This is a genomic window from Streptomyces sp. AC627_RSS907 (assembly GCF_019049165.1).
Genome location: NZ_JAGMUE010000051.1, coordinates 1 through 26,686 on the forward strand (window position 1 = coordinate 1; position 26,686 = coordinate 26,686).

Genomic DNA, 26,686 nt, shown 5'->3' on the forward strand with positions numbered 1-26,686 from the left:
GTAGTCGTCCTGCTGCGCCGGGCGGGGCCAGGAGCCGGGCTCGGGGCGCTGGTACTCCTGTGGGTAGGTGGGGCGTGCGGTGGGGAGCTGGTCGGCGCGGTGGCGGCCGTAGCCCTCGTAGTCGTCGTGGCCGCCCTGGCCCTGGCCGGGTGCGGGGAGCTCGGGCTCCTCGTAGCGGGGCTGGGGTCGGGCGGGCGGTGTCTGCGGGGCGGGGGTGGCGGGCTCGCCGGCGGTGTCGTCGACGGTGATCGCGATGCGGATGGGGCGGCCGCATTCACGGCTCAGTGTTTCGCTGACGACCGGGGCGAGGCGGCCCTCCAGTACGCCCTTCGCGAATTCGTTCGGTACGGCGAGCAGGGCGGTGTCGGCGACCAGTGCGAGGGGCTGGCAGCGCCGGATCCAGCGCTCGTCCTTCGACTCGACGCCCTGTCCGCGGCCCTCTCCCAGGAGTTGCTCCAGTACGCGTGGCCACACTGCGGCAAGATCGGCAGGTACGTCAGCCACAGGGCACGCTCTCTCACGAGTCCCTCGAATGTGTGATTCGGGGACGGGTCGGGGTGAAACTCGGGTGGGTCAGGGATAAGGGAACGAATCGGAGTCCAGCCACGGTAGTCAGCGCGACCGGTAGGGTTCAAGTTGTTGTCCCCAGCCTGTGGACAAGTGTCTCCCGGTCACCGCTGGTTTGACCGAATGGCGCAGTCCCACGTACCGTAACCAGGTCGAGTTGTCGATGGCTGCTGCCGCCTGCCTCCGATGGGCACAGGTCACGTCCAAGGTGATCGAAAAGCGGTGCACTCGGGCGTAACGCGAGCTACTCGTGGGCGCACGGTGACAGCCAAGACGGCACCCCGCCAACCCCGATTCTTTCTGGAGCCCCCGAGTGAGCAAGCGCACCTTCCAGCCGAACAACCGTCGTCGCGCGAAGACCCACGGCTTCCGGCTGCGTATGCGCACCCGTGCCGGCCGCGCGATCCTCGCGTCCCGCCGCAGCAAGGGTCGCGCCCGTCTGTCCGCCTGATCACGGTCAGGTCATGACATCGTGCTGCCCACCGAGAACCGGCTGAGGCGGCGCGAGGACTTCGCGACCGCGGTACGACGAGGCCGCCGGGCCGGCCGTCCGGCCCTCGTCGTCCACCTTCGAAGCGGTGCCACGGACCCGCACGCGCCTGGGGAGAGCGCTCCCCCGACACGTGCGGGTTTCGTCGTGAGCAAGGCCGTGGGTGGCGCGGTGGTGCGCACCAAGGTGAAGCGCAGGCTTCGTCATCTGATGCGCGACCGGATCGACCTGTTTCCCCCCGGTAGCCTGGTAGTCGTACGAGCGCTGGCCGGTGCGGGTGACGCCGACCATGCACAGCTGGCCCGAGACCTGGACGCCGCTCTGGAGCGGTTGCTGGGAGGGGGCGCGCGATGAAGTACCCGCTGCTGGCTCTGATCAAGGTGTACCAGTGGACGATCAGTCCGCTGCTGGGGCCGGTGTGCAAGTACTACCCGTCGTGCTCCCACTACGGGTACACGGCCATCGACCGGCACGGTGCCCTCAAGGGCACGGCGCTCACCGCCTGGCGCATCCTGCGGTGCAATCCGTGGTCGCTGGGCGGTGTGGACCACGTTCCGCCGCGCAAGCGTCCGCGGTGGCACGAAATGCTGCGTGACGCCTGGCGTGCACGCAAGGGCGGGCCCTCCGCCGCCGAACCGGCCACCGACGGACAGGTATCTCGCACGAGCCCGCCCAGTCCCTCGAGCCCGGCCGCAGAGACCCCGCCCCATGCCCAAGGAGCATGATTAGTGGACACGATTGCCAGCCTCTTCAGCTTCATCACCTGGCCCGTCTCCTGGGTCATCGTCCAGTTCCACAAGGTGTACGGGGCGATCTTCGGGCCTGACACCGGATGGGCCTGGGGCCTGTCCATCGTGTCCCTGGTGATTCTGATCCGCATCTGCCTGATCCCGCTCTTCGTGAAGCAGATCAAGGCGACGCGTGGGATGCAGACGCTCCAGCCGGAGATGAAGAAGATCCAGGAGCGCTACAAGAACGACAAGCAGCGTCAGTCCGAAGAGATGATGAAGCTGTACAAGGAGACGGGCACCAACCCGCTCTCCTCGTGCCTTCCCATCCTGGCGCAGTCCCCGTTCTTCTTCGCCCTGTACCACGTGCTCAACGCCATCGCGTCGAACGACACCGTCGGCGTGATCAACAAGAGCCTCCTGGAGAGCGCGCAGAAGGCCCACATCTTCGGTGCCCCGTTGGCCGTGAAGTTCACCGACGGCTCGTCCAAGGTGGAGGCCCTCGGTTCCTCGCTCACGGACGTCCGGATCGTCACCGCGGTGATGATCGTGCTGATGTCGGCGTCGCAGTTCTTCACCCAGCGCCAGCTGATGACCAAGAACGTCGACACCACGGTGAAGACGCCGTTCATGCAGCAGCAGAAGATGCTGATGTACGTCTTCCCGGTCATGTTCGCCGTCTTCGGCATCAACTTCCCCGTCGGTGTCCTCGTCTACTGGCTGACCACCAACGTGTGGACCATGGGCCAGCAGATGTACGTCATCCGCAACAACCCGACGCCCGGTTCCAAGGCGCAGGCCGCCTATCTCGAGCGGTTGCACAAGAGCGTCACCGAGCACGGCGGGACGCGGGGCCGTGGCCAGCGGGCCATCGTGAAGGCCATCGTCGCCAAGGGGCGGGACCGCAACGAGTTCGAGCGGAAGTTCATCAACGGTCTGAACAAGGCCGGGCTGGCGGCGCAGGCCGACGGCAACGTGGTGAAGAATGACGCCGCTGTCGCCGCTCAGACCGAGGACGGCGCGACCGTGACCACCACGCCCAGGCGTCAGCAGCCCAAGCGGCAGAGCAAGTCCCAGCGCCAGGCCGCCAAGGTGGCCGGCGAGTCCGAGCCGAAGACCTCGCTGACCAAGTCGGACGAGCCGCAGGACGGCAAGCAGGACACGAAACCTGCCGCCGCCAAGAAGCCGGCCCAGAAGTCCGGCGGCGGTGGCCGTAGCAAGGCCCAGTCCGGACAGCGCAAGGGCCCGCAGCGGCCCAAGTCCCCGTCGAAGAAGTAAGAAGGAGTCCATCCCGTGACGGAAGGCACCACCTCCGCCGCTGCCGAGGGCGCAGACACCCTGACTCGTCTCGAGCAGGAGGGCGAGATCGCCGCGGACTACCTGGAGGGTCTGCTCGACATCGCCGACCTCGACGGTGACATCGACATGGACGTCGAGGCCGACCGTGCCTCTGTCTCGATCATCAGCGACACGAACAGCCGGGACCTGCAGAAGCTGGTCGGCCGGGACGGCGAGGTGCTCGAGGCCCTGCAGGAGCTCACGCGCCTGGCCGTGCACCGGGAGACCGGTGACCGCAGCCGGCTGATGCTCGACATCGCCGGGTACCGGGCCCAGAAGCGCGCCGAGCTCTCCGAGCTGGGCGCCAAGGCCGCGGCCGAGGCCAGGAGCACCGGCGAGTCCGTGCGGCTGAAGCCGATGACGCCGTTCGAGCGCAAGGTCGTGCACGACGCGGTGAAGGCCGCGGGTCTGCGCAGCGAGTCCGAGGGCGAGGAGCCGGAGCGCTTCGTCGTCGTCCTGCCCGCCTGATCGGCCCCCACGTTCCCCGGCCCCGTCTGTTGCGCAGGCGGGGCCGAATTTTGTCAGCCTGATAGTTCTGGTGGTTCTGGCACCGGCGCCTGGTGCGCCGGTGCGGTACGGAAGGACGGTCCCCCGTGACGGAGGCAGCGGAGCTTCCCCCTGTGCCCGAGCAGGCACGCGAGGTGTTCGGCGATCGGTACGCGGATGCGGTCCGCTACGCGGAACTGCTCGCCGAGGCGGGGGTGAAGCGCGGCCTGATCGGTCCGCGTGAAGTTCCCCGCCTGTGGGAGCGGCATCTTCTGAACTGCGCGGTCCTCTCGGAGGTGGTACCCGAGGGGGTGACAGTGTGCGATGTCGGTTCGGGCGCCGGCCTGCCCGGTATCCCGCTCGCCCTCGTCCGGGACGACCTGAAGATCACGCTTCTTGAGCCGCTGCTGCGCCGGACGAACTTCCTCGCGGAGGTCGTGGAGCTGCTGGGGCTGGATCATGTGACCGTCGTGCGTGGGCGGGCCGAGGAGGTCATGGGCAAGATCCCGCCGGTGCATGTGGTGACGGCCCGCGCCGTTGCTCCGCTGGACCGGCTGGCCACATGGGGGATCCCGTTGCTGCGTCCTTACGGCGAGATGCTCGCCCTCAAGGGCGACACGGCCGAGGAGGAGCTGAAGGCCGCAGCTGCGGCGCTGAGCAAGCTGGGTGCGGTGGAGACGTCCATCCTGCATGTCGGTGAGGGGGTCGTGAACCCCATGTCCACCGTGGTGCGCGTCGAGGTCGGGGAGAGCCCCGGTGGCGTGCGTTTCGCCGCCAAGCGGGCCAAGGCGGCCCGGACGGGGCGGGCACGTCGACGTCGCGGGTAGGGAAGGGTGCGGGGCGTTGGCGTTCCGAGGTCGGCCCACAGGCGTAGTGAACGGGCGTAGGAGGGGACGCGGGGAGGGCTGTGAGGGCGGCTGATTCCTGCTGATGGTCAGCCGTACTCCACACAAGCTGCCCAACCCGCACCTGCCGGAGTGTCGCGACATTTCGGCACCACTGGCTGTGCATCGTGTTTCACGTGAAACGTCGCTCACTGCTGCACGGCATCATCAGTCGGGGCCGCGCCGCGGCCGAACCCCGTGACCGGAAGCCTCTCGGGTCTCTCGGAGAGGGCGTGGAGTTGTCCACAGAGATGGATTTCTCCACAGAGGACCAGGCCTCACTGGTTCATGACCCCGAAGGCATGGGAGGCTCTGTTCATTGCGAGCCTGAAGTCGAGGAGAGTGAATCCTTGCGGTCCGACGCAAACATCGCGGGACCGATGACCGATCCGGTCCCCGGTCCCCGAACCGAGTCGACGGGGGCGGATGTTTCACGTGAAACACCGCCTCCGATGGACGACACTCCGATCGGTCGTGCTGCCCAGCTGGCGGTGGAGGCTTTGGGCCGTGCCGGCGAGGGTCTGCCGCGGCCCGAGCAGACGCGGGTCATGGTGGTCGCCAACCAGAAGGGCGGTGTGGGCAAGACGACGTCGACCGTCAACCTTGCCGCGTCGCTCGCTCTGCACGGTGCTCGTGTGCTGGTCGTCGACCTCGACCCGCAGGGCAATGCGTCCACTGCACTGGGTATCGACCACCACGCCGAGGTCCCGTCCATCTATGACGTCCTGGTCGAGAGCAGGCCGCTCTCGGAGGTCGTCCAGCCGGTCCCCGATGTCGAGGGCCTTTTCTGTGCGCCGGCCACGATCGATCTCGCCGGTGCGGAGATCGAGCTGGTCTCTCTGGTGGCACGGGAGAGTCGGCTTCAGCGGGCGATCCAGGCGTATGAGCAGCCGCTGGACTACATCCTCATCGACTGCCCGCCCTCCCTCGGCCTGCTGACGGTCAACGCGCTCGTCGCCGGCCAGGAGGTGCTGATCCCGATCCAGTGCGAGTACTACGCGCTGGAAGGACTGGGGCAGCTGCTGCGCAACGTCGACCTGGTCCGGGGGCACCTCAACCCCACGCTGCACGTGTCAACGATTCTGCTCACCATGTACGACGGCCGGACGCGGCTCGCGTCCCAGGTCGCGGACGAGGTACGCAGCCACTTCGGCGACGAGGTGCTGCGCACGAGCATTCCCCGCTCGGTCCGTATCTCCGAGGCCCCGAGCTACGGGCAGACGGTACTGACCTACGATCCAGGATCGAGTGGTGCCCTCTCCTATCTGGAGGCGGCACGCGAAATCGCGCTGAAGGGTGTGGGAGTCAGCTACGACGCGACCCACGCCCACATCGGCGCACAGAAAGACCCGAATACGGTGGAGGGGATCCAGTGAGTGAGCGACGGAGGGGGCTGGGCCGAGGTCTGGGCGCGCTGATCCCCAATGCCCCGACGGAGAAGTCGGTGGCTTCGGCGGCACTGGGAAATGCGGCGTCCGCGTCTCCCGCGGCCATGCCGATGCCGAACGACCGGGGCGTGGCGGCGGCGAAGGTGGCCACGCTGCCTCCGGTTTCCCGTGAAGCGGAGGAGTCGGCGGCACCGGGCTGGGGTGACCTGCTCAGGGCTCCTGTGGGGGCGCATTTCGCGGAGGTCCCCCTCGACGCCATCACGCCGAACCCGAAGCAGCCGCGTAAGGACTTCGACGCTGACGCGCTGGCCGAGCTGGTCACCTCCATCAGGGAGGTCGGTCTTCTCCAGCCCGTCGTCGTACGGCCGACGGGTCCCGGGCGCTATGAGCTCATCATGGGCGAGCGCCGCTTCCGGGCCTGCCGGGAGTTGGAACTGGATGTTATCCCGGCGATCGTGCGGGCCACGGAGGACGAAAAGCTCCTCCTGGACGCGCTGCTGGAGAACCTGCACCGGGCCCAGCTGAATCCGTTGGAAGAGGCTTTCGCCTATGACCAGCTGCTGAAGGACTTCAACTGCACGCACGACCAGCTGGCGGACCGCATCGGTCGTTCCCGGCCGCAGGTCTCCAACACGTTGCGTCTGCTGAAGCTCTCCCCGAAGGTTCAGAACCGGGTGGCGGCGGGTGTGCTCTCCGCCGGACACGCGCGGGCGTTGCTCTCCGTCGAGGACCCGGAGGAGCAGGACCGGCTGGCCCATCGCATTGTGGCCGAGGGTCTCTCCGTGCGGTCGGTCGAAGAGATCGTGACCCTGATGGGTTCCCGGCCACAGAAGCCGCAGCGAGCCAAGGGACCGCGGGCCGGTTCCCTGGTCTCCCCGGCGCTTTCGGAACTGGCGACGCGGCTCTCGGACCGCTTCGAGACGCGGGTGAAGGTCGACCTGGGTCAGAAGAAGGGGAAGATCACCGTGGAGTTCGCCTCCATGGAAGATCTCGAACGGATCCTCGGCAGCCTCGCTCCCGGCGAGGGGCCAGTACTGCAGAAGGGCCTCCTGGAGAGCGAGAGCGAAGAGCTCGACTCCTGATGTCCGGGCAGGTGAAGCAGGAGGACGATGCTTCACCTGCCGCCTGGGGCGGGTCGTTGCCGGTGTGTACCGGAACACGGCCCGCCCTTTGCTTTACGTCAGTGTCGAGGGCGGCGCATCGTGGATACGATGCGTTCGGGACGGCGTAATCACCTGGCAGTACCTCTGAGAGGGAGGCAGGGGCCATGCGAACGATGAGCCGCACCGGACTGGTGAGCGCGGGCTTGGGGCTGGGCGCGATGGGCGGGTTCATCGGCAGCCTGCTCAGGGAACGGAGCGCTCTGACAGCTGCCCGCTACGCGGCGGGCGAGGGAAGCGAGGAACAGCCTTCATGGGGCGCCGGGTCGTACCGCTCACGCTGGACAACCTTCAGGACCTTCCCCGGCGCTGTCGCTCGTGCGTCTTCTGGGAGCTGGACCCGGTCAGCGGCGAAGCCGCGGTGAAGGCGGGCACATCGGCCCTGGAAAAGGAGTCCTGGATCTCCGCCGTCCTGTTGGACTGGGGGTCGTGCGGCCGCGTGGCCTACGTCGACGACGTACCGGTGGGCTTCGTGCTCTATGCCCCTCCTGCCTACGTCCCCCGCTCGGCCGCCTTTCCCACCAGTCCCGTCGCGCCCGACGCCGTGCAGCTGATGACCGCGTTCGTGGTGCCGGGCTACCAGGGCCAAGGGCTGGGCCGGGTGATGGTCCAGACGGTCGCGAAGGACCTCCTGCGCCGCGGCTTCAAGGCCATCGAGGCGTTCGGTGATGCCCGCTGGAAGGAGCCTGCCTGCATCCTGCCGGCGGACCATCTGCTGGCGGTCGGGTTCAAGACGGTCCGGCCTCACCCCAGTCACCCGCGGCTGCGACTGGATCTCCGATCCACGTTGTCCTGGAAGGAGGACGTGGAGATGGCGCTGGACCGCCTGCTGGGGGCGGTCCAGAAGGAGCCCGCGCTGCGGCCGCTGTAGCACGGACGTGGTCCCGAAGGACCTCTGTCATGCGAATGGGCCGGCCCGTCCGGGTCGGCCCATTCGTGTTTCACGTGAAACGTCAGTCAGCGATGAAGTCCTTGAGGTCGCGAACGATCGCGGCCTTGGGCTTGGCGCCGACGATGGTCTTGGCGACCTCGCCGTCCTGGTAGACGTTCAGGGTCGGGATCGACATGACGCCGTACTTGGCCGCCGTACCCGGGTTCTCGTCGATGTTCAGCTTGACGACCTCGATCTTGTCACCGTACTCGGCGGCGATCGCCTCGAGGGACGGCGCGATCTGGCGGCACGGGCCGCACCAGGCGGCCCAGAAGTCCACGAGGACGGGCTTGTCGCTCTTGAGGACGTCCTCATCGAAGGAGGCGTCGGTCACCTTCTTCAGGGTTTCGGCCACGGCGGGCTCCTTAAAGTGGTTGGTGCGTGGGGTGGACGGGGTCAGACAGTGGTCTTCTCGGGCTCGGCCTTGTCCTCGTCGGTGAGCGCGGCCAGGAAGCGCTCGGCGTCGAGGGCAGCGGAGCAACCGGTGCCGGCGGCGGTGATCGCCTGGCGGTAGGTGTGGTCGACCACGTCACCGGCGGCGAAGACACCGGTGAGGTTGGTGCGGGTCGACGGAGCGTCGACCTTCAGGTAGCCCTCCGGGTCCAGGTCGAGCTGGCCCTTGAAGAGCTCGGTGCGCGGGTCGTGGCCGATGGCGATGAACAGGCCGGTCACGGCCAGGTCCGAGAGCTCGCCGGTCTTGACGTTGCGCAGCTTCAGGCCCGACAGCTTCTGCTCGCCCTGGACCTCCGCGACCTCGCTGTCCCAGACGAACGTGATCTTCGGGTCGGCGAAGGCACGCTCCTGCATCGCCTTGGAGGCGCGCAGGGTGTCCCGGCGGTGGACGATCGTCACGGACTTGGCGAAGCGGGAGAGGAACGTGGCCTCCTCCATCGCGGTGTCACCGCCGCCGATCACAGCGATGTCCTGGTCCTTGAAGAAGAAGCCGTCACAGGTCGCGCACCAGGAGACGCCGCGGCCGGACAGAGCGTCCTCGTTCGGCAGGCCGAGCTTGCGGTGCTGGGAGCCGGTGGTGACGATGACGGCCTTGGCGCGGTGGACCGTGCCCGCGGTGTCGGTGACGGTCTTGACCTCGCCGGTCAGGTCGACGGCGACGACATCGTCGGGGATCAGCTCGGCGCCGAAGCGCTCGGCCTGCGCGCGCATGTTGTCCATGAGCTCGGGGCCCATGATGCCGTCCTGGAAGCCGGGGAAGTTCTCCACCTCGGTGGTGTTCATCAGCGCACCGCCCGCAGTGACGGCGCCCTCGAACACCAGCGGCTTCAGCGACGCGCGCGCGGTGTAGAGCGCCGCCGTGTAGCCGGCGGGCCCGGAGCCGATGATGATCACGTTTCGGACGTCGCTCACGGCTTCATTCCTCGTCTCTGGACTGCGTCTTCAGGGCCGGGTGGAGCTTTTCTCGGAGCTCTCACCCCACCCAACGGATCCTACGGGGCGTGCATTCCCGCTGTGTCCGGGCACACGGAGACAGCGGGGTGGGCGTGCAGAGGAGACAGGTGGTGGGGTGCCGGACGAGGAGGGGTGCCTGACCGCTACGAACGCGCGTAGGAGTGCTTCAAGAGGATCTCAGCCTTGCTGACGGCGGGCTCGTCCACGCACGTCGCCTCGACGATGTAGGCGGTGACCAGGCTGTCGTTGGAGGCGTCGGGCAACACCACGAGCAGTGCCTTCTTGCCCTGGTAGACGCCCTTCTCCGTGGCGAGCGCCGCGTCGCTGCGGCCGATGCCCTTCTGGATGCATTCGGGGACCGTCGGCTTCTTGAAGACACGGTTCTCTGCACCGGTCTCGGCGCCGCCGTCGGACTCCATGCCGAAGCTGCGGGGTGTGCGCGTCCCGTCCTGAGCCTCTTGCCCGTCCGCGATGAGGCCGGTGACCTTTTCCTTCAGCTGTCCCGCGGAGAAGGTGTCCGCGAGCGCGGACTGCTTGCCGCGGGCGGTGTCGTCGGAGGGGCTCCCCCCGGTCATGGAGGACACGATGACGGAGCCCAGCCCGAGGGTGGCGGCGGCCACGGCGCCGAGTGCAGCGATCCTGCGCCGCCCGATTCGACGGCGATCCTTGCGGCCCGGGCCGGCGGAGGAGGGGCGGGCGTGCCCGGCGGGTCGGTCCGTCGACGCAGTTGTTTCACGTGAAACATGCGTGCTGTCGTTGCTCCCGGAGGTGGCGAGCCGCGCAGTCGCAGCAGCCGGTCCCGCGAAGTCCGGCGTGGTGGCGCTCGGTCGGGTCTCGGCCGCCAGGGCGGCGTCGATGCGGTCGGCCACGTCGTCCGGCATCCGTGCCGGTACCGGCAGCGTGCCGAGCAGTCCCTGGATCTCCTCCAGCGACGCGTAGACGTCCGCGCAGGGCGCGCAGGTCTCCAGGTGCCGCCGTACGGCCGCGGCCCGTGTGGTGGGGAGCAGGTCTTCAGCGAGGTCGGAGATCTCCGCGGTGTCCGGGTGACCGGCCATGTCTGTCGTCGACGACGTCATGCTCGTCCACCTCCGCCCTTCACTGCGGCTGAATCGCTCGGTCCTGAGCCCGACGGGCCTGCCCGGCGTGGTCCCGCTGCGGGTGGGACGGATGTCCCCTGAGTCCGGTTCCGCTTCGCGTCGGGCTTCCCGGCCTCGCTGTCGCCGTCCTGCCGTAGGTGGCTGAGCAGCGGCAGGAGTCTGGCTCTGCCGCGAGCGCACCGGCTCTTGACCGTGCCGGTCGGCACATCAAGGATCCGGGCGGCTTCCGCGACGGGGTAGCCCTGCATGTCCACCAGAACGAGGGCCGCCCGCTGATCGGCCGGCAGGGTGCCCAGGGCCTCGAGCAGCTGGCGGTGCAGGTCGTTGCGCTCGGCAGGAACCGAAGCCGATTCGTGCGGCTCCAGGAGCTGCTCCAGGCGTTCGGTGTCGTCGATGGGCGCGGTCTTCCGGGAGGCGGCCTTGCGGGCACGATCCAGGCAGGCGTTGACAGTGATCCGGTGCAGCCAGGTCGTGACGGCTGCTTGTCCGCGGAAGGTGTGGGCGGCCCGGTATGCGGAGACAAGGGCGTCCTGGACTGCGTCAGCGGCCTCCTCGCGGTCCCCCAGCGTCCGCAGGGCCACCGCCCAGAGCCGGTCACGGTGGCGGCGTACGAGCTCACCGAAGGCGTCGGGATCGCCTTCGACGTGGCGGGCCAGGAGGTCCTGATCGCGGACGCCACCGTATGCGGTGTCATCTGCCATCGGACCCCCTCCCCTTGTACGTCGGCTTTCAGCCCTTGAACGTCACGTCGGTGACGGCCTGCTTGTACCCGGCGCCGCTGTAGCCGTCGGAAGGAGCATTCGGCACGTCAGTGATCCACAGGAGGACGTACTGCGTCTTGACGGGCTTCGCCGCCTTGGCCGTGAGCGAAGTGCCTGTCGTGGTGGCGGTCGCGATTTTCTTCAGGCCGTCGACTCCGGTCGAGGGCGACAGCGAATCGGTGGCGTACAGGTGCACGGTCGTGTGATCCCCGGAGTACCGGAGCCCTATCGACGCCGTCGAGACCTCCTGGGGCGAACCGAGGTCGTAGACGATGCCGACCCCGGGCTTGTACGGCGCGAGCGTCGGACCCTCGTTGTACCGCTTCGTGCGCCAGAAGGTGGAGGCGTCACCGTCGTAGGTCTTGACCACGTCCTGTGGTGCCTGGGCCTCGCCACTGGCGACGTACTCCCGGGCGTCCTGGACACTGATCGGCTTGACGGGCTTGGGCTGCTCTTCGCTCTTGTCGTTGCTGTCCGTCGTCTGTGTCTGGTTCTGGTCGTCGGCCTTGCCGCCCCGCTCCATGAGGGCGTCCGCCAGCTGCCAGCTGCCCAGGCCGAGTGCGGCGATCAGCAGGGCGGAGACGGTCCACTTCAGCGCCTTGCCGGTGCGGCTCTGCAGCGGGGGCGGCGGGGCCGGCACCGGCTGGGTGACCCCGGGGTGCGGTGCCGGACGGCCGTACGTGCCCTTCTGGTACGACGTGCGCTGGTACGCGGGCGGTGCGGTGTACGCCGGCTCCGGTGGGCGGATGCGGGGCATCTCGCCGATCGCCTTCACCAGTTCCTCCGGCGTGGTGCACGGGGACTCGTGGCGGGAGGCGGTGGCGCCGTCGTTGGCGAGCGCCCGCATGGCGAGCTCGGACAGGCCGCGGTGGACACCTGCGCGTACCTGGTCCGGCGGGATCAGACCGAGGTCCTTGGGGAGACCGGCCAGGCCGTGGGCGTCGCTCTCGTACGGCCAGCGCTGGGTGAGTGTGGCGTACAGCAGGGCGCCGATGGCCTCGGTGTCGGTGCGCTGCGGAGTGTCGGAACTGATGCCGCGCAGCGCTGCGTTGACGGCGAGCCCGCGGATCCTCCACTGACCCGTGGACGTACGCAGCACCGCGTTGGGGTTGAGACGCAGGTGGGAGAGGCCCTCGCGGTGGGCCGCGGCCATGGCTGAGGCGACCTGGCTGACCATCTGGTAGGCGTCGTACGCCTCCAGGGGGCCGGTGGCGAGGAGGGCGGTCAGCTCGGTGGCGTCGGGGAGCCACTCGTGCACGACGTAGACGAGGTCGTTGTCCTCCACGGCGTCGAGGACCTGGACGAAGCGGGGGTCACCGAGAAGCGCGGAGGAGCGTGCCGCGGCCAGTACGGAACGCGCCCGGGTGTGGTCCGCCGGAAGAAGGTGGACTCCGACGGCCCGGCGCAGCTTCTCGTCGACGGCCCGCCAGCTGCTGAAGCCGTCCAGACGGGTGACGCACTCCTCGAGGCGGTAGCGTCTGGCGAGCTTGTGCCCGCTGTGCAGTTCGGGAGGCGAGGCCTTGCCGGATTCCTCGCTCGTGGGGTTCCCCTGTGCCTCGTCGCTGTCCGTGTCCCGCTCCCGGTTGTTGGCCACCCCGTCGGCCGTGGACTGGTCCGCCTGTGCGGTCAGCGGCTCGTCACCGCTGTTGTCTGCCACGTCGACGGCAGCTGTGCTCCGTTCCGCCACCGTCGTTCCTGCCTCCCCTTCGATGCACGCCGGCCGACTTCCGCTGCGCGCAGTCCGACGCCGAACCCAATTGTGCCCACAGTCCGCCGCTATGCACGACACACGGCGGCGGACGATGGTTGTGCGCCTACCCCCGGCCTCAGCGTCCCAGGCGTCCGCGCACCATGCCGACCAGCGAGTTGACCTCTTCGATGCGCATCCGACGGGCGGCGACGAAGAAGACACCGAACAGCAGAGCCCCGCCGGCCAGCAGCGCGGCGAACGACCCGACGACACCCTGGCCGAGCGCGCGGCTGACTCCGTAGCAGGCCGCTCCGCTGAGCAGCGCGGCGGGGACGGACGCGATGCACAGGCGGGCGTATGTCCGCAGCACCCGGGCACCGTCCAGGTCTCCGCCGAGCCGCTTGCGCAGCCTGCGCCAGGCGACGCCCACCCCGATCACGTAGGCCAGACCGTAGGAGGCGGCCATGCCGACGACGGCCCAGCGGGCCGGGAGCAGGAAATAACAGAGCCCCGAGGCGGCGGCGTTGACCACGGCCACGATGACGGTGTTGTAGAAGGGCGTCCGGGTGTCCTCGTAGGCGTAGAAGGCGCGGAGGACGACGTACTGCACGGAGTACGGGATGAGGCCGAGGCCGAAGGCCATGAGCATGTAGCCCATGTTGGTGGCCGCGCCGATACCCGAGGAGCCGAAGATCAGCGTGCACATCGGGATGCCGAGGGAGACGAAGCCGAAGGCGACCGGAACGATCGCGACGGCCGTCGTGCGCAGGCCCTGCGAGATGTCGTCGCGGACCGCGCCACCGTCCTCCTCGGCTGCCGAGCGGGAGATGCGGGGCAACAGCGCGGCCATCAGGGAGACGGTGATGATGGCCTGCGGCAGGCCCCAGATCAGCTGGGCGTTGGCGTAGGCGCTGTAACCGGTGCCGGGGAGGTCGGTGTCCGTGACCGAGGCGGTGGCCAACTGGATGACGACGAGGGCGCCCGCCTGGTTGGCGAGAACGAAAAGGATCGTCCACTTGGCGAGCATCGCGGCCTTGCCGAGGCCGTGGCCCTTCCAGTCGAACCGCAGCCTCAGCTTGAACCCGGTCTCGCGCAGGTAGGGGATCATCGCCAGGGCCTGGACCACGAGGCCGAGGAGGATCCCGACGCCGAGGAGTCGCTCGCCCTCCGGCGGGATGCTCTCGACCGTCATACCGGAGTCGGCGGCGGTTCCGTAGACCCAGAGGAACATGCCGAGCGTGACGATGATGACGATGTTGTTCAGTACCGGGGTCCACATCATCGCGCCGAACCGGCCGCGGGCATTGAGGATCTGCCCCATCACCACATGGACGCCCATGAAGAAGATGGACGGCAGGAAGTACCGGGTGAAGGTGATGGCCGTCTCGTTGGCCGCGGGGTTCGTGGCGACGGGGTTCGACAGGGCGCGAACCAGCAGTGGGGCCGCCAGCATTCCCAGGGCGGTAAGGGCGCCGAGGGCCACCATGACCAGGGTCAGGAGCCGGTTGGCGTAGGCCTCCCCACCGTCCTTGTCCTCCTTCATGGCGCGGACGAGCTGCGGAACGAACACCGAGTTGAGGCCGCCGCCGACCGTCAGGATGTAGATCATCGTCGGCAGCTGATAGGCGATCTGGAAGGACTCGCCCAGCAACGCGAGCCCCAGCGCGGAGACGATCATCGCGGAACGGATGAACCCGGTCAGCCGAGAGACCATCGTGCCCGCCGCCATCACGGCGCTCGACTTGAGCAGGCCCCCCGCACGCCCGCCCTTCTTGGACGCGGCGGCCGGTGCGGCAGCCGGGACGGGCTCGGGCTCCTGGAGGGGGGCCTCGGCCGCTTCCGGGGTGGGAGCCACCGCGTACTGGCCGGGCGCGGGCGCGGCGTACTGCCCGGGGGTCGGAGCGGGTTCTCCTCCGTACTGCCCGGGTGCCGGAGCGGGACCGTCGCCGTACTGGACGTACTGGCCGGGGGCCGGTGCGTGTCCGTACGGGGCGGGTCCGTGGGTGCCACCGTACTGATCGGGGCCGTGGGTGCCGCCGTACTGGTCGGTCCCGGGTGCCCCGCCGTACTGTCCCGGCCCCGGTGTCCCGCCGTACTGCCCAGGTGCCGGGGCGGGGGTGGGTACGGACGCGTGGTCGTCGTACGAGGGGTGCCCGCCGGCCTGCTGCTGGTCCCGGAACAGGTGGGCGAAGGCGTCGGGCTCATGGCGCTGCTCGCCGGCCTGGGTGACCAGGTCGTCCACGCCGACGAACTGCGTCGTCCTCGGGTCGTCGCCGTACGGCAGGTACTGGGTCGGGCCCTCCGGTTCGGGCGCCGGGGGCTGGGCCCAGACGCGCGGGTCGGGGGCGTAGGGAGACGGGGGCGGCTGGGAGTACAGCGGCTGCTGCTGCGGGTACGTGCCCGGCGGTGGCGGGGGGTGCGCGGCCCGGTCGTAGAGCGCCTCGGAGACCGGGTCCTGGGCGGAGAGGTCCTGCGCCCGGTAGGGATCCTGGTCGTAGGCGTCCTGGAGGTACATGTCCGCGGGCGGCTCCGGCGGCGTCCGGCTGGTGTCGGGCGGCGGACCCTCGGGGTGGCCCGAGCCGTCCACGGCCTGACCGCGGTCACCGTCGTACGGCGCGTTCATGGTTACCCCACCTCATCGTCCCGGGCCGACCGGCCACGACATCCTCAACGGTCCACTCTCTCACCCGTGCCGGACGGGTCGCCGTCTTCCGCTGCGGTGTCCGGTGTCGGGTCACTCGGCTGCTCCGGGGCGCTTGCCCGGGGGTGCGCCTCGGACTCCTCCTTGGGACGTTCGTCGGAGCTTTCGGGGTTCTTCGGGGCGTCCTCGGGGTTCTCGGCGTCCCGCGTCTCGTCGGTTTCGCTCTTCTCGGATTCCCGGCCGGCGGCCCGTTTGCGCTGCGTGTACATCCGGAAGCCGGCGAGGACGAGCAGCAGGACACCGCCGCCGATGACGAGCATCACGGTGGCCGTGATCTCGGTGACCTTCACGTCGAAGGTGACGGGGTCGCCGTACTTCCGTCCGTCCGTGGTGTACAGCTGGGCGATCACCGCAGCCCGGCCGTTGGCGTTGGCAGACGTGGTGAACTTCACCGACTGGCTGTGGCCGCCGGAGACGGAGACCGGCTGTTCCTGGTAGGCGGCGCCGTCGATCTCGAGACGTGTCGGATTCGTGGAGGTGAGCCGCAGGACCAGGGGACCGACGTCCTGCACGAGGTTGTTCTGCACCGTCACGGGAATCGTGGCGCTGCGGCCGGAGAGCTTCGTCTCCGACTTGTCGATCAGTCTGACCCGTCCGGTCAGCCCGTCGAGGTACGACTGCACACCCGCGCGGAACGACTCCGCCTCGGCTGCCCGGCCCCGCCACGACGCGGACATGTTGCGGTTCAGGGCGCGCCCGAAGGGGGTCACCACCCGGGACGGGTTCGACAGAACCACCTGGAACTTGGCGAGCTTGTCCTGTGTCTGCGCGATCTGCTCGAACGCAGACCGGGGCAGTTCCTTCTTGCGCAGTGCCGAGGGGTACGAGGAGGCCCTCGGCACCTTCGTGGTGGCATCGGGGTCCGGCTTGGCCGCCGCGGCGGCCGCCAGCTTCTGGGACTGGGACCAGGCGCCGCCCTGGAGCGCCCTCAGCGCCTCGGCCATGGCTCGTGCCTGGCTGCCGGACGGTGTGCGTTGCGGGGCGATGACGACGCTGCGCTGCTTGCTGGTCTGCTGGCTGAGGGCGAGGCTCTGGGCGAGGAACCGCTGCACCGCGAGCGTGGACGCGGAGGCCTTCGTCAGGTCGCCCTCGAACGCCGTGGACAGCCGGGCGTCGGCGACGACGGCCGTCGTGCCGCCTCCGATGGGGCGGGCCGCGGAGGGGGTGTACGGCAGGCCGTGGGTCTCCTGGAGGCTGTCGCTGCGAGCGATCACCTTGTCGGCGCCGGCGGACGTGGCGACCTTGACGATCGACCGGTCGACGGCGCCGTTGACGGGCCAGGCGAAGTCGGTGCTCGGTTTCACGTGAAGGATCGGCTCGACCGTGTTGGTGATGACGTCCGTGGCGTCCTTCAACTGGCTCAGTGAGCCGGTGACGTCCGTGCCGTTGTGGGCGAGGGACGCCAGGTCCGGGTCGGCAAAGGGAAGGGCGACGACCTCCTTGTCGGCCACCGCGTCCTGCAGGTCGGCGAGCCACTGCTTGGCGACCGCCTGGTGGGCGCCGGCGGTGGTCGTGTCCCCGTCCCGGACGCGATAGCTGCCCGTCATCGCGTCGACGGAGGCGAGGAGGTCCGGGTCGACCACCCAGGTGACGTCGAGTTCCTTGCCCAGCGTCACCATCTGGTTCAGGCGGCCTCCGGGGGAGATCTCCTTGGCCAGGTCGTCGTTGAGGAAGACCGGTGTCTGCTCTTCGTTCGGGCCCGTCTCGGCGGCCATGTGCGTGGTCGAGACGAGGGGCCACAGAGCCGTCGTCTTCGTCCTGGGGTCGGCCGCTCGGGGCTGCCACGGCAGGAAGGTGCGCTGGATACCGAGAATCCGTTCCCACGGCTGGGAGGAGGTCTGCCCGGAGAGCGAGACGGCGAATTCGTAGACGCCGTCCTCACCGAGGTCGAGATCGTCGACGGGAACGGAGATGTTGAAGTGCTCGGCGACGCCGGGGGTCAGCTTCGAGAACTTCTCGGTGTACTTGTCGTCGATCTCCGGGCCGATGGCCTCCTGGAGATCGTCGCTGTTCTTGGCGATCTCGTCGACGGCCGAGCGGGTGTTGACCTCGGCGCCCGGGCGCAGGCGCACGTGGGCGTCGGTGACCGTCTGCTTGCCGTGGTTGGTGACGGTGCCGGACACGGTGACCGTGTCCCCGTCCGTGGGGGCGGCGGGGGTGAGCGAGTCGATGGCGACAGCCACCGAGCCTGGGTCGGAGGCGGCCTTGGCGGAGGACGGCACGTCGGCGTGTGCCGGGCCCGCGGCCGGCAGCTGGAGCAGGCCGGCCAGCAGGGGCGCCCCGGCGATCAGCGCCGTGGTGCGCCGTAGCCACCGGCGGGCAGGTGAGGGACTGGTCCCCTGGAAGTCTGCCGCCTCGGCCACGCGCTCGCCCGTCCCTCGTCGTCGTCAGTGGTCGTCGGAATGTGCGTCCACGCATGGTAACGATGCGCGCCGAAGTGAAGTGCCACGGCGTACGTCACAAGATCCGGTGGCGAACGGGACTGTCCTGTATGTGCGCCTATAAAGGGCGGTGGAAAAGGAAGGGATCCGGTGGGTGATCAATGAGGGCGTCGGTGTCGGCGTGGGCCACGTACCCTGTTCTGTTGTGCCGAACGCCAACGAAGTCAACCCCAGTGCCCCGAGTCAGGCGCAGCGCCGTGCGGTGAGTGAACCGCTGCGGGTGGCGCCTGTCGCCGACGACCTCGCCCGCCGCTTCCAGGAGGCCGGGTTCTCTCTCGCCCTGGTCGGCGGCTCGGTCCGGGACGCGTTGCTCGGCCGGCTCGGCAACGACCTGGACTTCACGACCGACGCCCGCCCGCAGGACGTCCTGAAGATCGTGCGGCCGTGGGCGGACGCCGTCTGGGAGGTCGGGATCGCCTTCGGCACGGTCGGGGCGCAGAAGGACGGCTACCAGATCGAGGTGACCACCTACCGGTCGGAGGCCTACGACCGCACCTCGCGCAAGCCCGAGGTGTCCTACGGCGACTCCATCGAGGAGGACCTCGTCCGTCGGGACTTCACCGTGAACGCCATGGCCCTGGCGTTGCCGGAGAAGGAGTTCATCGATCCGCACGGAGGGCTCGACGACCTCGCGGCCCGGCTGCTGCGTACTCCGGGAACTCCTGAGGAGTCCTTCTCGGACGATCCGCTCCGGATGATGCGGGCCGCACGGTTTGCCGCGCAGCTCGACTTCGAGGTGGCTCCCGATGTCGTCGGTGCGATGAAGGACATGGCCGGGCGCATCGACATCGTCTCGGCCGAGCGGGTCCGGGATGAGCTGAACAAGCTCGTCCTCTCCTCGCACCCGCGCAAGGGACTGACCCTGCTGGTGGACACCGGCCTCGCCGATCGGGTCCTGCCCGAGCTACCGGCCCTGCGGCTGGAGCGGGACGAGCACCACCGGCACAAGGACGTCTACGACCACACGCTCATCGTTCTGGAGCAGGCGATGGCCCTGGAGAGCGAGGGCCCCGACCTGACCCTCCGCCTGGCCGCCCTGCTGCACGACATCGGCAAGCCGCGCACACGTCGCTTCGAGAAGGACGGGCGAGTCTCGTTCCACCACCACGAAGTGGTCGGAGCCAAGATGACGAAGAAGCGCATGACCGCGTTGAAGTACCCCAATGAGCTGGTGAAGGACGTCTCGCGCCTGGTCGAACTGCACCTGCGCTTCCATGGTTACGGCACGGGCGAGTGGACGGACTCCGCGGTCCGCCGCTATGTCCGGGACGCCGGTCCTCAGCTCGGCCGGCTCCACAAGCTGACCCGCTCGGACTGCACGACCCGCAACAAGCGCAAGGCCTTGGCGCTCTCGCGGGCCTACGACGGGCTGGAGGAGCGGATCGCGCAGCTTCAGCAGCAGGAGGAGCTGGACGCGATCCGCCCGGACCTGGACGGCAACCAGATCATGGAGATCCTCGGCATCGGCCCCGGGCCGACCGTCGGCCAGGCCTACAAGCACATGCTGGAGCTCCGCCTGGAGAACGGGCCGATGGAGCTCGACGCGGCGGTGGCGGCCCTCAGGGAATGGTGGGGGCAGTGCGCGGAATCAGCGTGATTGTCATGCGGTAGGGGCTTCCGGGACAGGTCTTTCCGGCAGGGCGGCGTCATGTTTCACGTGAAACATGACGCCGCCCTGTGTGTTGCGGGCCGGGAGAGACCGACCGATCAGACCTTGCCGAAGCAGAGCAGGAACTCTTCTCCGTCGCCGGTCTCGGCGTAGAACCCCATGGCTCCGTCGACCTTGCGGCACTCGGTCTCCGCGGTGACGGACGTGAAGTGGCCCTTCACCTTCTTGAGGACCTTGCCCTCTGCCTCGGAGGACGAGCAGTCCACGACCTCCATGCGATCGGAAGACGAGGACGCGGCCTTCAGACAGTCGCCCACGCCGGCCTGGTCGGCGTCGTCCCGGCTGGCGATGTAACCGCCGACGGCCACGCCGATGACGACCACGGCGATGACGATGTTCTTGATCGTCTTGAAGCTCGGCTTACGGCGGGCCGGCTGCGGCGGAACCGGCGCGTACGGCGCACCCTGCTGGGGAAATCCGGGCTGACCGGGCTGCTGCGGGAAGCCCGGCTGTCCCTGGGCGAAGGGGTTCTGCCCCTGCGGCTGCTGCATGGCCTGCGGCTGGCCCTGGGCGAATGGATTGCCCTGGGGCGGCGGAGTAGTCACTGGGGGTCCCCCTCAAGCATAGGTGCGTGTCGCGAACATGACGCGAATAAGACGCACGTAAGCTACCGGGCCCCACTGACAACTCTGTAGCCCTGTGGGGCTCTGTGGCATTGATGTGACACTTACTGGCGTTCAAACCGGGCCATAGCCGTCGCAACCGCCCCGTAGCCCACCGCGATCGTCACGACCAGTGCCACGGACCGGCCGTCAGGAGGCAGCATCAGCGCGGCCACTCCGGCGGCTCCGACGAAAGCGACGTTGAAGAGCACGTCATAGACGGAAAAGATCCGGCCACGGTAGGCGTCGTCGACCGAGGATTGCACGACCGTGTCGGTCGCGATCTTCGCCCCCTGTGTCGTCAGGCCCAGGACGAACGCCGCACAGAGCAGCGGCACGGTGGCGAACGGCAGGCCGAGAGCCGGCACCAGGACCGCGGCGGCCCCCGCGCACACGGCCATCCACCGGCCGGGTCCGAACCGTCCCGCCGCCCAGGGAGTGATCACCGCCGCCGCGAAGAATCCGGCTCCTGAGACACCCAGCGCCAGCCCCAGCAGCGCCAGCCCTTCGTTGGTGTCCGAGGTCAGGGCGTACCGGCACAGCATCAGCAGCATGACCAGCAGGGCGCCGTAGCAGAACCGCATCAGTGTCATGCCGGCGAGCGACCACGCCGCTTCCCGCCGTGCCGGTGCGGCGAGATGACGTATCCCCGCCACCAGGTCGCGGGCCGTGCCGACGAGCGCCGAGGTCAGTCGTGGCGGCACGCGCGCCTGATCGGGACCCAGCAGTTCCACGGCGATGCGCAGCGACGCCAGCGCGCCGCACAGGTACAGGGCGGCGCCGAGCAGGACCACGGCGGCATCGGAGTCCGCGATCACGAGGCGTACGACGAAGGCGAGGCCGCCGCCCGCCGTCGCGGCCAGGGTGCCGGCGGTCGGGGAGAGCGAGTTGGCGACCACCAGGCGCTCGGCGTCGACCACGCGCGGCAGTGCGGCGGACAGGCCCGCGAGGACGAAGCGGTTGACGGCGGTGACACAGAGCGCGGAGACGTAGAAGAGCCAGTCCGGGACGGAGGCGGCCATCAGCACGGCCGTCACCGCGGCCAGCACGGCGCGCAGCAGGTTGCCGTACAGAAAGACCTGGCGACGGCGCCACCGGTCCAGCAGGACACCGGCGAAGGGTCCCACCAGGGAGTAGGGAAGCAGCAGGACGGCCATGGCGGAGGCGATCGCGGCGGGTGAGGTCTGTTTCTCCGGGGAGAAGACGACGTACGCGGCGAGCGCGACCTGGTAGACGCCGTCGGCGCCCTGGGAGAGCAGGCGTACGGCGAGCAGGCGCCGAAAACCCTTCAGACGCAGCAGGACGCGCAGGTCACGGACGACGGCCATGGGGCACAGCCTCACATACGGGAAAGGTCCCCGGGTCCTGTGACCCGGGGACCTCCGACGGACCGGAGTCCGCCTTCGTCAGCGCTCGACCTCGCCGGCGATGAACTTCTCGACGTTGGCGCGGGCCTCGTCGTCGAAGTACTGGACCGGCGGGGACTTCATGAAGTAGCTCGACGCCGACAGGATCGGACCGCCGATGCCGCGGTCCTTGGCGATCTTGGCGGCGCGCAGGGCGTCGATGATGACACCCGCGGAGTTCGGGGAGTCCCAGACCTCGAGCTTGTACTCCAGGTTCAGCGGGACGTCACCGAACGCGCGGCCCTCGAGGCGGACGTAGGCCCACTTGCGGTCGTCCAGCCAGGCGACGTAGTCGGACGGACCGATGTGGACGTTCTTCTCGCCCATGTCCCGGTCGGGGATCTGGGAGGTGACGGCCTGCGTCTTGGAGATCTTCTTGGACTCCAGGCGCTCACGCTCGAGCATGTTCTTGAAGTCCATGTTGCCGCCGACGTTCAGCTGCATCGTGCGGTCCAGGACGACGCCCCGGTCCTCGAACAGCTTCGCCATGACGCGGTGCGTGATGGTGGCGCCGACCTGCGACTTGATGTCGTCGCCGACGATCGGGACACCCGCCTCGGTGAACTTGTCCGCCCACTCCTTGGTGCCGGCGATGAAGACCGGGAGGGCGTTGACGAAAGCGACCTTGGCGTCGATGGCGCACTGGGCGTAGTACTTCGCCGCGTCCTCGGAACCGACGGGCAGGTAGCAGACGAGGACGTCGACCTGCTTGTCCTTGAGGACCTGGACGACGTCGACCGGCTCCTCGGCGGACTCCTCGATGGTCTCGCGGTAGTACTTGCCGAGACCGTCGAGGGTGTGGCCGCGCTGGACCTGGACGCCGCTGTTCGGCACGTCACAGATCTTGATGGTGTTGTTCTCGGAGGCGCCGATGGCGTCCGCGAGGTCCAGGCCGACCTTCTTGGCGTCCACGTCGAAGGCGGCGACGAACTCGATGTCACGGACGTGGTAGTCGCCGAACTGGACGTGCATCAGGCCCGGGACCTTGGCCGCCGGGTCGGCGTCCTTGTAGTACTCGACGCCCTGCACCAGCGATGCGGCGCAGTTGCCCACACCGACGATGGCTACGCGAACCGAACCCATTCCGGTTGCTCCCTGTGTGTACGAGTGAGGCCCTGACTGGGCTCTCACGTGGCGGTGTCGCCGGGCGTATCCGGCCGGGGATCGTCCCCGGACCGGGGCAGGCCGCCCGTCGCTCCAGATGTCGTGTCCTGTTGAGCGGTCCCCTCCGGGGCGGAACCCCGCAGGTCCCGCCCCGCCCGCTCGCTCTCGATGAGCTCGTTCAGCCAGCGCACCTCGCGCTCCACGGACTCCATTCCGTGGCGCTGGAGCTCAAGCGTGTAGTCGTCGAGTCGCTCCCGGGTGCGGGCCAGGGAGGCCCGCATCTTCTCCAGGCGCTCCTCCAGTCGGCTGCGCCGGCCCTCGAGCACGCGCATGCGTACGTCGCGCGACGTCTGTCCGAAGAACGCGAAGCGAGCGGCGAAGGTCTCGTCCTCGTACGCGTCCGGGCCCGTCTGGGAGAGGAGCTGCTCGAAGTGTTCCTTGCCGTCGGCCGTCAACCGGTAGACGATCTTGGCGCGGCGTCCCGTGAGGGATGCGGCGGCCTCGCCGACGTTCCCCGGTTCCTCGATCAACCAGCCGTTGGCGACCAGCGTCTTGAGGCAGGGATAGAGCGTCCCGTAGCTGAACGCCCGGAACACACCCAGCGATGTGTTGAGTCGTTTGCGCAGCTCATAGCCATGCATCGGGGACTCGCGGAGCAGGCCGAGTACGGCGAACTCGAGGATGCCGGAACGTCGGCTCATCGTCGCCTCCTCTCGTCCTTATGCCGCGCTGATGTATCGACTCGATACATCACGACGATAGAACGACCTTCCGCATGCGACAAGAGGGGCGTGGGTGAACGGGATCACATCAGGGTCTCATCGCGAGCAAGTTGCCTGATTTGAGGTGAACTTCGGAGCTCGGGGGTTTTGGCGGTGCGTAGTCTGTGCGCCATGCAGACCACCGGGAACCGAGTGACGCCGGGGGGCGTCCCTGTCCCCGGTGCAGTACGGGTGAATGCGGGAGGGGCCGCATCCGTACTTCGGGGGGACCGGAAACCAGCCGCCTTTTCCAGGCGCGCAAAGGTGCGCCTGCCCGAGGAGTAGTCGTTCGATGAGCGAGCACCGTCGCAAACCGCCGCCGCAGGGAGGCGGACGTGCCGCGGCCCGACGAGGCCAGTCCGGCTCGTTCTCCGGCCGCCGCGCGGCACCGCGGGGCGCCACAGGGTCTCCGTCCGGCTCGTACGGCCCGGAGGACGAGGAGCGTTCGTACGGGAGCCGCGCCGGGGCACGGCGCGCGGCACAGCGGAGCGGAGGCGGTCGCCGCAGAGCGGCCGAGCCGGGCCGCGGAGGCCGGCGGGCCGCTCCCGGCGGTCCGGCAGGGGCCGGACGGGGGCGCGTGGCACCGTCCGGAAAGAAGCGGATGATCGACTACCCGCGTCGCGACAAGGACGGGTGGTACCGCTGGGTGCCCTCGTGGAAACTCGTCTCGGGACTGTGCATCGCGTTCTTCGGCACCATGGTCGCCGCCGCGGGACTTGCCTACGCCATGGTGAAGGTCCCCGTCGTCAGCGAGACCGCCACGGCGCAGAACAACGTCTACTACTGGGCCGACGGCAGCCAGATGGTCGCCACGGGCGGTGAGCGCAACCGCCAGAGCGTCAATCTCGCGCAGATCCCCAAGGACATGCGCAACGCCGTCATCTCCCAGGAGAACAAGACCTTCTACTCGGACAGCGGCATCGACCCCAAGGGCATCGCCCGGGCCGTGCTCAACATGGCCAAGGGCGGCGACACGCAGGGTGGTTCCACCATCACCCAGCAGTACGTGAAGAACGCGATGCTCAACGACCAGTCGCAGACGATCTCCCGCAAGGTGAAGGAGATCTTCGTCTCGATCAAGGTCGGTGCCGAGGTGAAGAAGGACAAGATCCTCGAGGGCTATCTGAACTCCGCGTACTACGGACGCGGTGCCTATGGGATCCAGGCGGCCTCGCGGGCGTACTTCAACGTGGATGCCGTCGACCTCAACGCGGGACAGTGTGCCTTCCTGTCGGCGATGCTCAAGGGCGCCACGTACTACGACCCGGCGGGCGCGACCTCGATCGACGCGGCGGCGACTCCGAAGGCCAACAGCGAGCGTGCCAGGAGGCAGATGCAGGACACGCTCGACAAGATGGTGGACTACGGGCACCTCAGCCAGGAGGAACGGGCCAAGTACACCGATCTTCCCAAGTGGGAGAACCCGCGGTCGAACACCCAGCTGGGCGGCCAGATCGGCTATCTCGTGGACCTGGCCAAGGCTTCCGTGATCAAGACCGGCAAGGTCACACAGAAGCAGCTGGAACAGGGCGGGTACTCGATCTACACGACCTTCGAGAAGAAGAAGGTCGATGAGCTCGAAGCCGCGGTCAACAAGGTCTACAAGAAGAACATCGACCCCGAGAAGCGTCCCAAGACGGACACCCACGTGCAGTTCGGCGGGGCGTCCGTGGATCCCGAGACGGGTGCCATCAAGGCCATCTACGGCGGACAGGACGCGACCAAGCACTTCACCAACAATGCCGACGTGACCGGCGCCCAGGTCGGTTCGACGTTCAAGCCGTTCGTGCTCGCGGCGGCGATGAAGTGGGGTGTGCGCGATCCCAAGGGCGCTGAGGTCCAGCCCCTGGAGGAACGCACCATCGTCTCCCCGAAGAGCCTCTACAGCGGCCAGAACAACCTCAAGATCAACAACTACGACGGGTCGGTCTGGCAGAACGAGAAGGGCGAGCAGTGGCGCCAGGAGAACGACGGCAAGGAGTCGGTCGGTGAGGCGCCGGACTACAAGATCGATCTTCGCGTGGCCATGCGGGAGTCCGTGAACTCCGCCTTCGTGCAGCTCGGCATGGACGTCGGCCTGGACAAGGTGAAGGAGGCCGCCATCGACGCGGGGCTCCTGGAGGGCAGCCTGGCGGGCTCCGGCTACCCGTCGTTCTCCATCGGGGTCTCGGACCCGAGTGCCATCCGTATGGCGGGCACGTACGCCACCTTCGCGGAGAGCGGCAAGCAGCGCGATCCGTACTCCGTCACCAAGGTGACGAACAAGGACGGCACGGTCTACACGCACACGGTCAAGACCAAGCAGGCGTTCACCGCCAAGGTCGCGGACAACGTCACGGATGTCCTGAAGACCGTCGTCGAAGAGGGAACGGGTACCAACGCCCAGCTTCCCGGCCGTGAGGTGGCCGGTAAGACCGGTACCACGGACGGCAACAAGTCCGCCTGGTTCGTCGGCTACACCCCGCAGCTCTCGACGGCGATCAGCATGTTCCGCTACCCGGACGACGAGACCATCAAGAACCGCACGTTCCTGGAGATGTACGGAACGGGTGGCGAGGAGGAGATCCACGGTGCGTCCTTCCCGTCCCACATCTGGCGGGACTACATGGAAGACGCACTGAAGGACACGAAGCCGGAGAAGTTCCCGAAGCCCGAGCCCATCGGCGAGGTCATCAACGACGCCCCGCCGCCGAGCCCGACTCCCTCGCCCTCCAAGACGGAGAAGGAAGAGGAAGAGACGTCTCCCTCCCCGACGCCGTCACCCAGTCACAGTGCGATCACCCCCTCGCCGTCGGCGAGCGACACCTGTGACGTCTTCGACTGGAACTGCGAAGGCGGGCAGGAGAACGGCGGTCATGAGAACGCCGGCAACGAAATCGGTGGTCCGGAGGGCAGTCCGTCACCTTCCATCTCGCCCAGTGGGTCAGGGGAAGAGGACGACAGCAGAGGCAACCAGAATGGTGGCGGCTTCATCGCCGGCCCGAACGGTTAGCCGTCGCAGAACCCGACATACGCGTTTCACGTGAAACACCCGCAGGTTCCACGTGAAACAGGGGCCGCCGCACCCAGAGAGGG

22 protein-coding genes and 2 pseudogenes are annotated in these 26,686 nt (G+C 68.5%); 12 read left to right on the forward strand and 12 right to left on the reverse strand.

Annotated elements, in window-relative coordinates; translation table 11 throughout:
* Nucleotides 1-504: pseudogene (dnaA, locus tag KUM32_RS13780) on the reverse strand (chromosomal replication initiator protein DnaA); the annotation flags it as partial.
* Between the two features lie 376 nt (nt 505-880).
* On the opposite strand from dnaA, the gene rpmH reads away from it, so the two are divergent.
* The 10 genes and pseudogenes from rpmH to KUM32_RS13830 all read left to right on the forward strand — a co-directional run bounded on the left by rpmH (nt 881) and on the right by KUM32_RS13830 (nt 7,912).
* Nucleotides 881-1,018, forward strand: coding sequence for a 50S ribosomal protein L34 (gene rpmH / locus KUM32_RS13785; RefSeq protein ID WP_003956500.1), 138 nt, complete (start codon nt 881-883; stop codon nt 1,016-1,018).
* Nucleotides 1,019-1,039: 21 nt separating this feature from the next.
* Nucleotides 1,040-1,411: a ribonuclease P protein component gene (gene rnpA / locus KUM32_RS13790; RefSeq protein WP_217142150.1), complete on the forward strand. Its 372-nt coding sequence runs from the start codon at nt 1,040-1,042 to the stop codon at nt 1,409-1,411.
* Nucleotides 1,408-1,782, forward strand: a complete 375-nt coding sequence (yidD, locus tag KUM32_RS13795; RefSeq protein ID WP_217142151.1) for a membrane protein insertion efficiency factor YidD — start codon at nt 1,408-1,410, stop codon at nt 1,780-1,782. The genes rnpA and yidD overlap by 4 nt, the downstream gene beginning before the upstream one ends.
* 3 nt (nt 1,783-1,785) lie before the next feature.
* Nucleotides 1,786-3,063, forward strand: a complete 1,278-nt coding sequence (gene yidC / locus KUM32_RS13800) for a membrane protein insertase YidC (protein WP_217142152.1) — start codon at nt 1,786-1,788, stop codon at nt 3,061-3,063.
* A gap of 15 nt (nt 3,064-3,078) precedes the next feature.
* Nucleotides 3,079-3,591 (forward strand): R3H domain-containing nucleic acid-binding protein, encoded by a 513-nt coding sequence (locus KUM32_RS13805; protein WP_217142153.1) that lies wholly within the window; start codon nt 3,079-3,081, stop codon nt 3,589-3,591.
* Nucleotides 3,592-3,716: 125 nt separating this feature from the next.
* On the forward strand, nt 3,717-4,436 hold the full coding sequence (gene rsmG / locus KUM32_RS13810) for a 16S rRNA (guanine(527)-N(7))-methyltransferase RsmG (protein WP_217142154.1): 720 nt from the start codon (nt 3,717-3,719) through the stop codon (nt 4,434-4,436).
* A gap of 359 nt (nt 4,437-4,795) precedes the next feature.
* On the forward strand, nt 4,796-5,869 hold the full coding sequence (locus KUM32_RS13815; RefSeq protein WP_217142271.1) for a ParA family protein: 1,074 nt from the start codon (nt 4,796-4,798) through the stop codon (nt 5,867-5,869).
* Entirely contained in the window at nt 5,866-6,963 is a 1,098-nt protein-coding gene (locus KUM32_RS13820) for a ParB/RepB/Spo0J family partition protein (RefSeq protein WP_217142155.1), read from the forward strand. The genes KUM32_RS13815 and KUM32_RS13820 overlap by 4 nt, the downstream gene beginning before the upstream one ends.
* Before the next feature lie 21 nt (nt 6,964-6,984).
* A pseudogene (locus KUM32_RS45275) lies at nt 6,985-7,161 on the forward strand (hypothetical protein); the annotation flags it as partial.
* A 133-nt stretch (nt 7,162-7,294) separates the two neighbouring features.
* Nucleotides 7,295-7,912, forward strand: a complete 618-nt coding sequence (locus KUM32_RS13830) for a GNAT family N-acetyltransferase (RefSeq protein WP_217142157.1) — start codon at nt 7,295-7,297, stop codon at nt 7,910-7,912.
* 82 nt (nt 7,913-7,994) lie between these two features.
* Here KUM32_RS13830 and trxA read toward each other — a convergent pair whose 3' ends face one another.
* The 7 genes from trxA to KUM32_RS13865 form a co-directional block, all read right to left on the reverse strand.
* Nucleotides 7,995-8,327, reverse strand: a complete 333-nt coding sequence (gene trxA, locus KUM32_RS13835) for a thioredoxin (RefSeq protein WP_217142158.1) — start codon at nt 8,325-8,327, stop codon at nt 7,995-7,997.
* Nucleotides 8,328-8,368: 41 nt separating this feature from the next.
* Entirely contained in the window at nt 8,369-9,337 is a 969-nt protein-coding gene (gene trxB, locus KUM32_RS13840) for a thioredoxin-disulfide reductase (protein WP_217142159.1), read from the reverse strand.
* Between the two features lie 185 nt (nt 9,338-9,522).
* A complete protein-coding gene (locus KUM32_RS13845; RefSeq protein WP_217142160.1) occupies nt 9,523-10,455 on the reverse strand; it encodes an anti-sigma factor in 933 nt (310 codons plus the stop codon).
* Nucleotides 10,452-11,177 carry an RNA polymerase sigma factor SigM gene (sigM, locus tag KUM32_RS13850; protein ID WP_217142161.1) on the reverse strand — a complete coding sequence of 242 codons (726 nt, stop codon included), beginning with the start codon at nt 11,175-11,177 and terminating at the stop codon, nt 10,452-10,454. The genes KUM32_RS13845 and sigM overlap by 4 nt, the downstream gene beginning before the upstream one ends.
* Nucleotides 11,178-11,205: 28 nt before the next feature.
* Nucleotides 11,206-12,924 (reverse strand): protein kinase family protein, encoded by a 1,719-nt coding sequence (locus tag KUM32_RS13855; protein WP_217142162.1) that lies wholly within the window; start codon nt 12,922-12,924, stop codon nt 11,206-11,208.
* Between the two features lie 139 nt (nt 12,925-13,063).
* Entirely contained in the window at nt 13,064-15,550 is a 2,487-nt protein-coding gene (gene murJ / locus KUM32_RS13860; protein WP_217142163.1) for a murein biosynthesis integral membrane protein MurJ, read from the reverse strand.
* A gap of 44 nt (nt 15,551-15,594) precedes the next feature.
* A complete protein-coding gene (locus KUM32_RS13865) occupies nt 15,595-17,991 on the reverse strand; it encodes a DUF6049 family protein (RefSeq protein WP_217142164.1) in 2,397 nt (798 codons plus the stop codon).
* A 223-nt stretch (nt 17,992-18,214) separates the two neighbouring features.
* Between KUM32_RS13865 and KUM32_RS13870 the strand changes: the two genes are divergently transcribed.
* The gene (locus KUM32_RS13870; RefSeq protein ID WP_217142165.1) at nt 18,215-19,666 is read left to right on the forward strand and encodes a CCA tRNA nucleotidyltransferase; all 1,452 of its coding nucleotides are present in this window, start codon (nt 18,215-18,217) and stop codon (nt 19,664-19,666) included.
* Nucleotides 19,667-19,776: 110 nt separating this feature from the next.
* On the opposite strand, the gene KUM32_RS13875 is transcribed toward KUM32_RS13870, so the two are convergent.
* The 4 genes from KUM32_RS13875 to KUM32_RS13890 all read right to left on the reverse strand — a co-directional run bounded on the left by KUM32_RS13875 (nt 19,777) and on the right by KUM32_RS13890 (nt 23,551).
* The gene (locus KUM32_RS13875; RefSeq protein ID WP_254405518.1) at nt 19,777-20,229 is read right to left on the reverse strand and encodes a hypothetical protein; all 453 of its coding nucleotides are present in this window, start codon (nt 20,227-20,229) and stop codon (nt 19,777-19,779) included.
* Nucleotides 20,230-20,405: 176 nt separating this feature from the next.
* Nucleotides 20,406-21,668 carry an MFS transporter gene (locus tag KUM32_RS13880; protein ID WP_217142166.1) on the reverse strand — a complete coding sequence of 421 codons (1,263 nt, stop codon included), beginning with the start codon at nt 21,666-21,668 and terminating at the stop codon, nt 20,406-20,408.
* A 78-nt stretch (nt 21,669-21,746) separates the two neighbouring features.
* Nucleotides 21,747-22,829 carry an inositol-3-phosphate synthase gene (locus KUM32_RS13885; RefSeq protein ID WP_217142167.1) on the reverse strand — a complete coding sequence of 361 codons (1,083 nt, stop codon included), beginning with the start codon at nt 22,827-22,829 and terminating at the stop codon, nt 21,747-21,749.
* A 44-nt stretch (nt 22,830-22,873) separates the two neighbouring features.
* Nucleotides 22,874-23,551, reverse strand: a complete 678-nt coding sequence (locus tag KUM32_RS13890) for a PadR family transcriptional regulator (RefSeq protein ID WP_217142168.1) — start codon at nt 23,549-23,551, stop codon at nt 22,874-22,876.
* 661 nt (nt 23,552-24,212) lie between these two features.
* Here KUM32_RS13890 and KUM32_RS13895 point away from each other — a divergent pair.
* Entirely contained in the window at nt 24,213-26,603 is a 2,391-nt protein-coding gene (locus KUM32_RS13895; RefSeq protein WP_217142272.1) for a transglycosylase domain-containing protein, read from the forward strand.
* The last annotated feature ends 83 nt before the right edge of the window (nt 26,604-26,686 follow it).

Excerpts from the sequence above, each read along its gene's own strand:
- yidD (WP_217142151.1), top strand. The coding sequence starts at position 1,408 with ATGAAGTACCCGCTGCTGGCTCTGATCAAGGTGTACCAGTGGACGATC.
- KUM32_RS13815 (WP_217142271.1), top strand. The coding sequence starts at position 4,796 with ATGGGAGGCTCTGTTCATTGCGAGCCTGAAGTCGAGGAGAGTGAATCC.
- KUM32_RS13830 (WP_217142157.1), top strand. The coding sequence starts at position 7,295 with ATGGGGCGCCGGGTCGTACCGCTCACGCTGGACAACCTTCAGGACCTT.
- KUM32_RS13845 (WP_217142160.1), bottom strand. The coding sequence starts at position 10,455 with ATGACGTCGTCGACGACAGACATGGCCGGTCACCCGGACACCGCGGAG.
- sigM (WP_217142161.1), bottom strand. The coding sequence starts at position 11,177 with ATGGCAGATGACACCGCATACGGTGGCGTCCGCGATCAGGACCTCCTG.
- murJ (WP_217142163.1), bottom strand. The coding sequence starts at position 15,550 with ATGAACGCGCCGTACGACGGTGACCGCGGTCAGGCCGTGGACGGCTCG.
- KUM32_RS13875 (WP_254405518.1), bottom strand. The coding sequence starts at position 20,229 with ATGCAGCAGCCGCAGGGGCAGAACCCCTTCGCCCAGGGACAGCCGGGC.
- KUM32_RS13880 (WP_217142166.1), bottom strand. The coding sequence starts at position 21,668 with ATGGCCGTCGTCCGTGACCTGCGCGTCCTGCTGCGTCTGAAGGGTTTT.
- KUM32_RS13885 (WP_217142167.1), bottom strand. The coding sequence starts at position 22,829 with ATGGGTTCGGTTCGCGTAGCCATCGTCGGTGTGGGCAACTGCGCCGCA.
- KUM32_RS13890 (WP_217142168.1), bottom strand. The coding sequence starts at position 23,551 with ATGAGCCGACGTTCCGGCATCCTCGAGTTCGCCGTACTCGGCCTGCTC.
- KUM32_RS13895 (WP_217142272.1), top strand. The coding sequence starts at position 24,213 with ATGATCGACTACCCGCGTCGCGACAAGGACGGGTGGTACCGCTGGGTG.